This window comes from Microbacterium sp. Bi128, from assembly GCF_918698205.1.
This window is the reverse complement of record NZ_CAKKMM010000115.1, coordinates 1-10964: the sequence shown is the minus strand read 5'-3', so window position 1 is coordinate 10964 and position 10964 is coordinate 1. Positions and strand designations below refer to the sequence as shown.

11 protein-coding genes are annotated in these 10964 nt (G+C 70.2%); 6 read left to right on the top strand and 5 right to left on the bottom strand.

Annotation, left to right across the window (positions count from 1 at the left end):
- The first annotated feature begins 1 nt into the window (after nucleotide 1).
- The 4 genes from LQV45_RS10635 to LQV45_RS10620 are packed head-to-tail and all read left to right on the top strand — an operon-like array spanning nucleotide 2 to nucleotide 2767.
- Nucleotides 2–748, top strand: coding sequence for a sulfite exporter TauE/SafE family protein (locus LQV45_RS10635; RefSeq protein WP_230006987.1), 747 nt, complete (start codon nucleotides 2–4; stop codon nucleotides 746–748).
- A 32-nt stretch (nucleotides 749–780) separates the two neighbouring features.
- Nucleotides 781–1230 (top strand): MaoC family dehydratase N-terminal domain-containing protein, encoded by a 450-nt coding sequence (locus LQV45_RS10630; protein ID WP_138177771.1) that lies wholly within the window; start codon nucleotides 781–783, stop codon nucleotides 1228–1230.
- Nucleotides 1227–1631, top strand: a complete 405-nt coding sequence (locus LQV45_RS10625; protein ID WP_230006986.1) for a MaoC/PaaZ C-terminal domain-containing protein — start codon at nucleotides 1227–1229, stop codon at nucleotides 1629–1631. The genes LQV45_RS10630 and LQV45_RS10625 overlap by 4 nt, the downstream gene beginning before the upstream one ends.
- Nucleotides 1631–2767 (top strand): UDP-N-acetylmuramate dehydrogenase, encoded by a 1137-nt coding sequence (locus LQV45_RS10620; protein ID WP_230006985.1) that lies wholly within the window; start codon nucleotides 1631–1633, stop codon nucleotides 2765–2767. Before LQV45_RS10625 ends, LQV45_RS10620 begins: the two co-directional genes overlap by 1 nt.
- Before the next feature lie 69 nt (nucleotides 2768–2836).
- Here LQV45_RS10620 and LQV45_RS10615 read toward each other — a convergent pair whose 3' ends face one another.
- From LQV45_RS10615 to LQV45_RS10605, 3 genes are all read right to left on the bottom strand, one after another.
- Nucleotides 2837–3727: an endonuclease domain-containing protein gene (locus LQV45_RS10615; protein WP_230006984.1), complete on the bottom strand. Its 891-nt coding sequence runs from the start codon at nucleotides 3725–3727 to the stop codon at nucleotides 2837–2839.
- Between the two features lie 126 nt (nucleotides 3728–3853).
- Entirely contained in the window at nucleotides 3854–5053 is a 1200-nt protein-coding gene (locus LQV45_RS10610) for a pyridoxal phosphate-dependent aminotransferase (protein WP_230006983.1), read from the bottom strand.
- Between the two features lie 53 nt (nucleotides 5054–5106).
- A complete protein-coding gene (locus tag LQV45_RS10605; RefSeq protein ID WP_230006982.1) occupies nucleotides 5107–5430 on the bottom strand; it encodes a hypothetical protein in 324 nt (107 codons plus the stop codon).
- Between the two features lie 55 nt (nucleotides 5431–5485).
- Here LQV45_RS10605 and LQV45_RS10600 point away from each other — a divergent pair, with 55 nt between their 5' ends.
- Entirely contained in the window at nucleotides 5486–6781 is a 1296-nt protein-coding gene (locus tag LQV45_RS10600; RefSeq protein WP_230006981.1) for a chloride channel protein, read from the top strand.
- Between the two features lie 64 nt (nucleotides 6782–6845).
- Here the strand turns inward: LQV45_RS10600 and aceB are convergent, their stop codons facing one another.
- Together aceB and aceA are read right to left on the bottom strand one after the other, a co-directional pair.
- The gene (aceB, locus tag LQV45_RS10595) at nucleotides 6846–8465 is read right to left on the bottom strand and encodes a malate synthase A (RefSeq protein WP_374208184.1); all 1620 of its coding nucleotides are present in this window, start codon (nucleotides 8463–8465) and stop codon (nucleotides 6846–6848) included.
- Nucleotides 8466–8545: 80 nt separating this feature from the next.
- A complete protein-coding gene (gene aceA, locus LQV45_RS10590) occupies nucleotides 8546–9859 on the bottom strand; it encodes an isocitrate lyase (protein ID WP_230006979.1) in 1314 nt (437 codons plus the stop codon).
- Between the two features lie 142 nt (nucleotides 9860–10001).
- Here aceA and LQV45_RS10585 point away from each other — a divergent pair.
- Nucleotides 10002–10964 (top strand): helix-turn-helix domain-containing protein (locus LQV45_RS10585; RefSeq protein ID WP_230006978.1); only part of this gene is annotated, 963 nt, incomplete at its 3' end.

The following is a 10964-nucleotide window of genomic DNA, read 5'->3' as shown; positions in this document are numbered from 1 at the left end:
CATCGGAGTGGGGCTGCTCGCCGGGCTCATGTCGGGCCTGTTCGGCGTCGGAGGGGGGACGGTCATCGTCCCGCTGCTGGTCCTGCTCCTCGGCTTCGACCAGCGCTTCGCCGCCGGCACCTCGCTCGCGGCGATCGTGCCCACCGCCTCGGTCGGCGTCATCACGTACGCGATCGACGGCCACGTCGCCTGGATCCCGGCGCTCATCCTCGCCGCCGGCGCGGTGGGCGGGGCGCAGATCGGCACCTGGCTGCTGCCGAAGATCTCCCAGACGGCTTTGCGGTGGGCGTTCGTGGTGTTCCTCGTCGGCGTCATCGTCAGCCTGTACTTCGTGATCCCCTCGCGCGACGCCGAGCTGGAGCTGACCTGGGCCACCGGCCCCGGCCTCCTGGCGCTCGGTATCGTGACCGGCATCCTGGCGGGGCTGCTCGGCGTGGGCGGCGGCATCATCGTCGTCCCGGCGCTCCTGCTGCTGTTCGGCACGAGCGACCTGATCGCGCGCGGCACGTCGCTGCTCATGATGATCCCGACCGCCGTCTCGGGAACCGTCGGCAACCTCCGCCGCTCCAACGTCGACCTGCGCGCCGCCGCGTGCGTCGGGATCGCCGCCTGCACGACGACGGCCCTGGGCGCGTCGCTCGCCAAGATCGTCGACCCCTTCGTCGGCAACGTGCTGTTCTCGATCTTCCTCGTGTTCATCGCCGCCCAGATGGCGGTCAAGGCGGTGCGCGGCCGCCACCAGCGCTGAGCGGTCGCGGCGGCGCGCCGTAGACTTGCCGGGTGCCCGTGAACCCCGAACTGGTCGGCCGTGCCTTCCCGCCGACCGCGCCGTACCTCGTTGGCCGCGAGAAGGTGCGCGAGTTCGCCCGCGCCGTCTTCGCCGACGCCCCTCAGCACTCCGACCCCGAGGCCGCCCGCGCGCTCGGATACGCCGACGTCGTCGCACCGCCGACGTTCGCGATGGTCGTTCAAGACCTCACGCTGCAGCAGCTGCTGGGTGACCCCGATTCGGGGATCGAGCTGTCGCGCCTCGTCCACGCCGAGCAGCGCTTCCGCTACTCCCGGCCGATCGTCGCCGGCGACGAGCTGACCGCGACGCTCGCGGTCACCGGCATCCGCACGCTCGGGGGGAACGCGATGATCACGAGCGAGGCCGAGATCGTGGATGCCGACGGCGCCCACGTCGTGACGACGATCAGCGTCCTGCTGGCGGGGGAGGCGGGCGCATGAGCGGGTTCACCGTCGGAGACGTCGTCGCCGAGCGTTCCGTGCACCTGACCCGCGAGGCTCTCGTGCGCTACGCGGGTGCGTCGGGCGACTTCAATCCCATCCACTACCGCGACGACGTCGCCGCAGCCGTGGGGCTCCCGGGCGTCCTCGCGCACGGCATGCTCACGATGGGCATCGCGGTCGGCACTCTCGCCGAGGCCCTCGGCGACACCGGCCGCATCCTCGAGTACGGCGTCCGCTTCACGCGCCCCGTCGTCGTCGACCCCGAGGCCGGGGCCGACCTCCACGTCAGCGGCAAGGTCGGCGCCGTCGACGACGAGTCCGCCCGCATCGACCTCACCGTGACGCACGCGGGGACGACCGTCCTCGGCAAGGCGCAGGTGCGCGTGCGGCTGTCCTGATGCCCGAGGTCGCACCCGTTCCGCTCTCGCAGCTCACCACCCTGCGCACCGGGGGACTCCCCGCGCGCGTGGTGGAGGCGACGACCTCCGTCGAACTCGTGCAGACGCTGCGCGAGGTCTGGGCCACCGGTGAGCCGTGGCTCGTGGTCGGCGGCGGGTCGAACCTCTTCGTCGGTGACGAGCCGTTCGAGGGGACCGTGATCCGCGTCCGCACCTCGGGGATCGACGAGCTCCCCGGCTCGCGTCCGGACACCGTCCGCTTGCGAGTGCAGGCCGGTCACGACTGGGATGCCCTGGCCGCAGAGACGGTCGCGCGCGGTCTCGCGGGCATCGAGGCCATGTCGGGCATCCCCGGCACGGTCGGCGCCGCTCCCGTGCAGAACGTCGGCGCGTACGGCCAGGAGATCGTGCAGACCCTCGTCGAGGTCGAACTGCTCGACGAGTCCACCGGCGAGCTGTCGACGGTCTCGGCATCCGATCTGGGGCTGGGATTCCGCACGTCGGTGCTGAAACACCACTACGGGTCGGTGGCCGAACGCCCCGCCGTGATCGTCTCGGTCACTCTGGAACTCGAGCGGGTCGGCGACGGTGACCGACCGGTTCCGGGTGCGCAGCTGCGGGGCGCCCTGGGCCTGGATGCCGATGCCGCGGTGTCGTTGCGATGGATCCGCGAGCACGTGCTCGCGACGCGTGCGCGGAAGGGCATGGTCCTCGACGACGAAGACCCCGACACGTGGAGCGCGGGGTCGTTCTTCCAGAACGCGATCGTCTCCGAGGCGTTCGCCCGCACCCTTCCGGCTGAGTGCCCCCGGTGGCCGATGTCGCCGATCGGCGATCCGATGACCGTGATCCCGCTCGCGGCGTTCGCCGGTGTCGTCCCGCCCCCGGTGATCGAGCAGCGCGAGGTGAAGGTCAGCTCGGCGTGGCTCATCGAGAACGCGGGTCTGTCGCGGGGCTTCCGCTTCCCGCGATCGCGCGCGGGGCTGTCGACCAAGCACACGCTGGCCCTGACCAACCGCGGCGAGGCCACCGCCGCCGAGATCGCCGAGCTCGCCCGGTTCGTCCAGCAGCGCGTCCAGTCCGAGTTCGGTCTGTTGTTGCAGCCCGAGCCGGTCCTGGTAAACGTCGAGCTTTAGCCCTGCTCTCGCGCGTGAGGGGTCAATTTCTGTCGCTTGCGGCGCTCCGAAGCGACAGAAATTGACCCCTCACGCGTGCGCGAGCAGGCGGCGGATGCGGGTCAGCAGCGACTCAGGGGCGTCGAAGTCCCGGGCCGTCACCACCGTGACCCGGTACCCCAAGGACTCCAGTTCCGCGCGGCGAGACTGATCTCTGCTCCACTGTCGTGCGTCGCGGTGGTAATCGCCGTCGTACTCGATGACGAGACGCGCGTGGCGGTAGAGCAGGTCGACGCGCGCCACGAATCGGTGCCCATCGAAGATCTCGACGTTGCACTCCGGGGCGGGAAGTCCCGCCATCACGAGCAGGACCCTCAGCTCCGACTCCTTCGGCGACTCCGACCCGTCCACGGACAGATCGATGGCGAGTCGCCTGACTTTCGATCCTCGACCTCCGATGAACCGTCGATGCATCACCTCCAGTTCTTCTCGGGTGCACAGCGGTCGCCGCCGTGCGAGGAGGTGATCGGTGAGCGCGGTCAGCTCTGCCGCGGAAAGGCGCTCGGCCAACTCCGCCCACGTGCGAAGCGGAGAAGAACATCGGATGCCGTCGACCTCGATGACATCCTCGTCCCGCACGTCGAGACGCCGACCGATCACACCCGGTCGGCGGATGCGGACGTGTGCTCGCGGCATGCCCACGACAGGCGTGTCCATGGCGCTCGCCGCCAACGTCCAGGGCAGCGGGAGGCCCTGAAGAACGGCGGACGTCGGCCCGCAGCAGAATGCAAGGTCGGGCAGTGCCCGGAGAAGCGCGCCGACGCGCTGGCGTTCGTCATGGCTTCCCGGGACCACTCTCATCCCGCGGAACGGCGAACTCCACGCCGCGGATCGCAGCGTGCTGGGCGAGAGCCCCGCCGCCTCGGCTTCAGTGATCGTGAACGCCGGAGAGGGCGCGCGGGACGGGGGCGACGAAGGCATCCTTCATCCTGTCGCTCCCGGCGTGCCGTGCGCCGCGCGTCTCCACAGGCCCCGCGTGAGGGGTCAATTTCTGTCGCTTGCGGCGCTCCGAAGCGACAGAAATTGACCCCTCACGCGACTCACGCCTTAGGAGAAGAGGCGCTGGAGGCGCTGGATGCCCTCCAGGAGCTCGGCGTCGCCGAGGGCGTACGACAGGCGCAGGTAGCCGCTCGGGCCGAACGCCTCGCCCGGCACCACCGCGACCTCGGCCTTCTCGAGGATGAGGTCGGCCAGCTCGAGCGAGGTCGTCGGCGTGACGCCCTCCCACTCACGGCCCAGCAGGCCCCGCACGTCGGGGTAGACGTAGAACGCCCCGAGGGGGTTCGGCACCTCGACGCCGTCGATCTTCGCCAGCTCCGACACGATGAGACGGCGGCGGCGGTCGAAGGCCTGTCGGAACCGCTCCGCCTCGTCCTGCGGCCCGTTCAGGGCTGCCGCGGCGGCGATCTGCGCGATGTTGTTGACGTTGCTGGACAGGTGCGACTGGAGGTTCCCCGCGAGCTTCATGGCATCCGCCGGTCCGGCCATCCAGCCCACGCGCCACCCGGTCATCGCGTACGTCTTCGCGACCCCGTTGACCAGGATCGTCTGGCCTGCGAGCTCGGGCACGGCCTCGACGATCGAGACGGCGCGGACGCCCTCGTACGTGAGGTTCTGGTAGATCTCGTCGGTGATGACCGAGATGCCGTGCTCGAGGGCCCACCGGCCGATCTCGGCCGTCTCTTCGGGGGTGTACACCGAACCGGTGGGGTTCGAGGGCGAGACGAACACCAGCACGGTCGTCTTGTCGGTGCGGGCCGCCTCGAGCTGCGCGACGGTGACCTTGTAGTCCTGGTCGGCGCCGGCGAAGACCTCGACGGGGATGCCGTCGGCGAGGGCGATCGCCTCGGGGTAGGTCGTCCAGTACGGCGCGGGAAGCAGCACCTCGTCGCCGGGGTTCACCACCGTCTGGAACGCCTGGTACACCGCCTGCTTGCCGCCGTTGGTGACGATCACCTGCGACGGGGCGACCTCGAGCCCCGAGTCGCGCAGCGTCTTCGCCGCGATCGCCTCGCGCAGCACCGGGAGTCCGGCGGCGGGGGTGTAGCGGTAGTTCGCGGGGTTCTGCAGCGCTTCGGCGGCGGCATCCACGATGAACGAGGGAGTGGCGAAGTCGGGCTCACCGGCCGCATACGAGATGACGGGGCGGCCGGCGGCCTTCAGGGCCTTCGCCTTGGCATCGACCTTCAGGGTCGCGGATTCGGCGATGGCGGAGAGCTTGCGGGAGAGCGGTGCGCGGTCGGTCACGGCACAGAGCCTACTCGGCGCGCCCGGGATGCCGTGGGCGCCGAGGCCGTGACTCACAGGGTGGTGCTGACGAGCACCCACACGCCCGGAAGGACGAGCAGCAGCCCGAGCCCCGCGCCGACGATCGACAGGACCGGGGTGCGGTGCTGGCGCACCCGCCGCACGATGCCGACCACACCGATGACGAGGGCGACGATCCCCAGGAAGGCCATGATCGGCAGCAGGACGATCCCGAGCCACCAGATCGCGTTCATCCCGGGGGTGAGGCCGATGAGGAAGATCATCAGGACGGGCAGCAGCACGAAGGCCGCGAGGATCACGGCGACGATGCCGAGCGAGTCGGTCGCGCGCCGTTCTGCCGCCGAGGGGGAGCTCATGCGGTCACGCTAGCGCGTGTCCGGACGCTCCCGCACGGTGCGTTAGCGTGGCGACGTGACAGCCCCCGCCCCCGAGCGCACGCGCGCGCATCGCCGCGGACTCGGAGTCCTGTTCCGCCTCGGGCTCGCGACCCTGATCGTCGGCGTCGCGACAGGACTGGCGGTGCTGCTGCTGGTCTGGATCGTGCACACCATCGAGCACCTCGTGTGGGGGCACGAAGAAGGGCCGTTCCTCGACGGCTTGGCATCCCCCCGCGTGTGGTGGCTCCCGATCGTCACCGTCGGCGGCGCCGGTGTCGTCGCGGCGCTCGGGTGGTACCTGCTGCGCCGTTTCGGGCGACGCATCGCCAGCGTCGAGCAGGGGGTCGCCGGGGCGCACATGCCGTGGTGGGAGACCCTGGCCGACACCGTCATCCAGGTCGGCTCGGTCGCCCTCGGCGCCTCGATCGGCAAAGAGGTCGCCCCTCGCGAGCTCGCCTCGATGGCGGGCTCGAAGATCGTGCGCTGGTTCCGCCTCGACGCGAGATGGGGGCGCATCCTCATCGCCGCGGCGGCGGGCGCGGGTCTCGCGGGCGTCTACAACGTCCCGCTCGGGGGTGCGGTCTTCGCGATCGAGATCCTGCTGGCGCAGTTCAGCGTCGGCGCCGCGGTCGTCGCCCTGACCGTCAGCGCGATCGCGACGATCGTGGCGCGCCCGCTGGTCGGGGACGTGTCCCTCTACCAGGTGTCCCCGGTGGAGGTGAGCCCGTCGCTCCTGGTCGCCGCGATCCTCCTCGGACCGCTCCTGGGGTGGGCGGCGACGAGTTTCTCGACCGTGACCGCGCGCCTGGCAGCGTTCCGCCCGACCGGGTGGAAGCTCCTGGTCGCGCTGCCGGTCGCCTTCACCGCCGTCGGCGCGCTCGGCGCGGCCTTCCCGCTCATCCTCGGCAACGGCCGCGCGCTCGCCACGGCCGGCTTCGACCTTTCTCAGCCCGCCCTGATGCTGCTGTTGCTCGCGCTGCTGAAGTACGTCGCCACGGTCGTCTCGCTCGGTTCCGGTGCCGTCGGCGGCACCCTGCAGCCCTCGGTCGCGATCGGCGCGGCGCTCGGCGCAGCCGCGGCCGCAGGCTGGGCGTACGTGTGGCCCGGGGCCGACGGAACCGCTCTCGCGATCGTCGCGGCGGCGGCGTTCCTGGCATCCACCATGCGCGCCCCGCTGACGGCGATCGTGCTCGTGATCGAGTTCACCGCGACCGGTTTCGACCTGCTGCTGCCGATCTTCCTCGCCGTCGCCGGTTCGCTGGCGGCCTCGCGGCTCACGTCGCGCGCAAGCCTGCGCCGCTTCGCGCCGCTCGACCCCGGCCGCGAGTAGGCCCGCACACCCGGCAGACGCGCGGAAGGGCCGGAGCACACGGCCCGGGCCCTTCCGCCGGCGATCAGTCGAGGTACTTCGCGTACGCGGGCAGCGTCAGGAACGCCGGGAACTCCTCGCGCAGCGCCACCTCGCGGAACACCTCGGCGGCGTCGTCGAAGCGGTCGCCCTCGAACCCGGCCGCCTCGGCGAGCACCTCGTCCAGCAGCGACTCGACGTACTCGCGCGTGATGAGCGTGCCGTCGTCGGTGGAGCGGTCCTGGTGGATCCACTGCCAGATCTGCGAGCGCGAGATCTCGGCGGTCGCGGCATCCTCCATGAGGTCGTCGATCGCGACGGCTCCGAGGCCCCGCAGCCACGCCTCGATGTACCGGATCGCCACCGCGACGTTCCCGCGCACGCCGGCGGCCGTGATGGGGAGCCCGATCCTCAGGTCGAGCAGCTGACCGGCCTCGACCGACACCTCGTCGCGGGTGCGGTGCAGCTGGTTGATGCCGTTGCCGAGCACCGCGTCGAACTCGGCCCGGGCCACCGGGATGAGGTCGGGGTGGGCCACCCACGTGCCGTCGAAGCCGTCGCCGGCCTCGCGGCGCTTGTCGGCGGCGACCTTCTCGAACGCCGCCTCGGTCACTTCGGGCTTGCGGCGGTTGGGGATGAACGCGCTCATCCCGCCGATCGCGTAGGCGCCGCGCTTGTGGCAGGTGCGCACCAGCAGTTCGGTGTACGCCCGCATGAACGGCACCGTCATCGTCACTTCGCTCCGGTCGGGCAGCACGAACCGGGCGCCGCGACCGCGGTAGGTCTTGATGATCGAGAAGATGTAGTCCCACCGGCCGGCATTGAGGCCCGCGCAGTGGTCACGCAGCGCGAAGAGGATCTCCTCCATCTCGAACGCGGCGGGCAGCGTCTCGATGAGCACCGTCGCGCGGATCGTGCCGTGCGCCAAACCCAGCCGCTCCTCGGTGAACGAGAAGACGTCGTCCCACAGTCGGGCCTCATCGGCGGACTCGATCTTCGGCAGGTAGAAGTACGGTCCGCGGCCCGCGGCGATCAGCGCGTGGGCGTTGTGGAAGACGTACAGGCCGTAGTCCACGAGGGAACCGGATGCCGGCAGCTCGCGGCCCGCGCGGTCGATGACGGTGATGTGCTTCTCGGGCAGGTGCCAGCCGCGCGGGCGCATCACGATCGTGGGCGTGCGCTCGGCGGTGACGCGGTACTCCTTGCCCTCGGGGCTGGTGTAGCTCAGCTGCCCGCGGATCGCGTCGAACAGCGACACCTGGCCGCCGATGACGTTGCGCCACGTGGGGGAGGTGGCATCCTCCTGATCGGCCAGCCAGACGCGGGCGCCGGAGTTGAGCGCGTTGATCGTCATCTTGGGGTCGGTGGGGCCGGTGATCTCGACGCGGCGGTCCTCGAGGCCGGGGCCGGCGCCGGCCACGCGCCACGCCGGGTCCTCACGGATGTGCGCGGTCTCGGCGCGGAAGTGCGGGTCTTCGCCGTTGCCGATCTCGAAGCGTCCGCGCAGGCGCGCGGCGAGCCGGTCGTGGCGTCGACGGCCGAAACGGTCGTGCAGCTCGGTGAGGAAGGCGAGGGCGGCGGGGGTGAGGATCTCGCCGTCGCGTCCCTCGAGGGGGCGTTCGATCCGCAGGTGCGGAGCGGGAGTGGATGCCGAGGGCTCCGGCATCCGTCGGTCGTCGGTGGTGGGCGGTGAGCCGATGAGGGTCATGATTGTGGCTTTCTGGGAGCCGCCGTGGGGCGGTGAGGTCAGTGGAATTGCGCGGTCTCGGTGGAACCGGCGAGGGCGAGCGTGGCGCTGTCGGGGTTGAGCGCGGTGGAGACGACGTCGAAGTAGCCGGTGCCCGCCTCGCGCTGGTGCTTGGTGGCGGTGTAGCCGACGGCCTCGGCGGCGAACTCGGCCTCCTGCAGCTCGACGTACGCGCTCATGGCGCGTTCGGCGTAGCCGCGGGCGAGGTCGAACATGGAGTGGTTCACGGCGTGGAAACCCGCGAGGGTGATGAACTGGAACGCGTACCCCAGGGCGGCCAGGTCGGCCTGGAACGTCGCGATCTGCGCGTCGTCGAGGTGGCGCTTCCAGTTGAAGCTCGGCGAGCAGTTGTAGGCGAGGAGCTTGCCCGGGTAGCGGGCGTGGATCGCCTCGGCGAAGGCGCGGGCGAGCTCGATGTCGGGCTCTCCCGTCTCGACCCAGATCAGGTCGGCGTAAGGGGCGAACGCGAGGCCGCGGGCGATGACGGCATCCAGACCCGGGCGCACCCGGTAGAAGCCCTCGCTCGTGCGCTCGCCGGTGAGGAACTCCGCGTCGCGCTCGTCGACGTCGCTCGTGAGCAGGTCGGCGGCGAGTGCGTCGGTGCGGGCGATGATGACGGTGGGCACCCCCGCGACGTCGGCGGCGAGCCGCGCGGCGTTGAGCGTGCGGATGTGCTGCTGCGTGGGGACGAGCACCTTGCCGCCGAGGTGGCCGCACTTCTTCTCGCTCGCGAGCTGGTCCTCCCAGTGGATGCCGGCGGCCCCCGCCTGGATGAGCGACTGCGCCAGCTCGAACGCGTTCAGCGGTCCGCCGAAGCCGGCCTCGGCGTCGGCGACGATCGGGGCGAGCCAGTCCTGCGTGATCTCGCCCTCGGCGCGCTCGATCTGGTCCTGACGGAGCAGCGCGTTGTTGATGCGGCGGACCACGGCGGGCACCGAGTTGGCGGGGTACAGGCTCTGGTCGGGGTACGTCTGCCCCGCGAGGTTGCCGTCCGCGGCGACCTGCCAGCCGGAGAGGTAGATGGCGCGGAGGCCGGCCTTGACCTGCTGCACGGCCTGGTTGCCGGTCAGGGCGCCGAGGGCGTTGGTGTAGCCGCCGGTCTTGTGCTCCTCGGTGAGCTGCTTCCACAGCTTTTCGGAGCCGCGCCGGGCGAGGGTGTGTTCTTCGGAGACGCGGCCGCGGAGGCGGACGACGTCGGAGGCCTTGTAGTCCCGGGTCACACCTTCCCAGCGGGGGTTGGCGGCCCACTCGAGCTCCAGTGCGGCGGCCTGCTGCTCGGGCGTCTGCTGGGTGGGCTCAAATGCTGCAGTCATCTTTGTCTCCTTGGTGGGTCCGGGGCCGGTCAGTCTGCGTCTCTGCAGATCCTGGCTGGTTGTTCCCGGATAGTGAATCTTTCCGTGAGTTCTACTTTTCTGCACTTTCCAAGGGGTTTCTAGACCAAAGCTATGGAAAGAAATGCACTTCTTCGCGTATTCTCAAGAAATGCACTCAACCAGCTGGAACCGCCAAGCCCTTGCGTCGTCCGCGCCCGCAGCGCCGGAGGTGGATGTCATCAGCCTGGGCCGGCGCGTCCGGCATCTGCGCAAGGCGGCAGGGCTCACGCTCGATGACCTGAGTGCCGCCGTCGGGACGGCCCCCAGCCAGCTGAGCCTGATGGAAAACGGCAAACGCGAGCCCAAGCTTGGTCTGCTCCAGCAGCTGGCGGCCGCACTCGGGGTGAGCATCGACGAACTGCTCGGCGCGGAGCCGCCCAACCGGCGTGCGGCGCTGGAGATCGAGCTGGAACGGTACCAGCGCAGCCCCATCTATGAGTCCCTGAACCTGCCCAAGATCCGCATCAGTTCGCGGCTTCCGATGGATGTGCTGGAGTCCATGGTGGGCCTGCAGCATGAGCTTGAACGCCGGCTCAATGAGCAGGTCGCGACGCCGGAGGAGGCCCGCCGCGCGAACGGTGAACTGCGCGCGATGATGCGCGAGAGGAACAACTATTTCCCCGAGTATGAGGCCGAGGCGCAGAAGGTCCTGGCCTCGGTGGGCCACACCAGCGGTCCGCTATCCCACCACGTCATTTCGGACATCGCCGGGCATCTCGGATTCAGCCTCCACCATGTGGGTGATCTCCCTCATTCCACGCGTTCGGTGACTGATCTTAAGAACCGCCGAATTTATCTCACGCAGAACGCCCGCAGCGATCACGACCCCCGTTCGGTGCTGCTGCAGGCGCTGGGCCATTACGTCCTGGGCCACCAGACGCCGAACAACTACGGCGATTTCCTGATGCAGCGCGTGGCCACGAACTACTTCGCCGCCGCGCTGCTGCTGCCCGAGCAGGCCACCGTGGCATTCCTGCAGGAGGCCAAGCAGGCCAAGGAAATCGCGGTCGAGGACATCCGGGACGCCTTCGCGGTGTCCTACGAG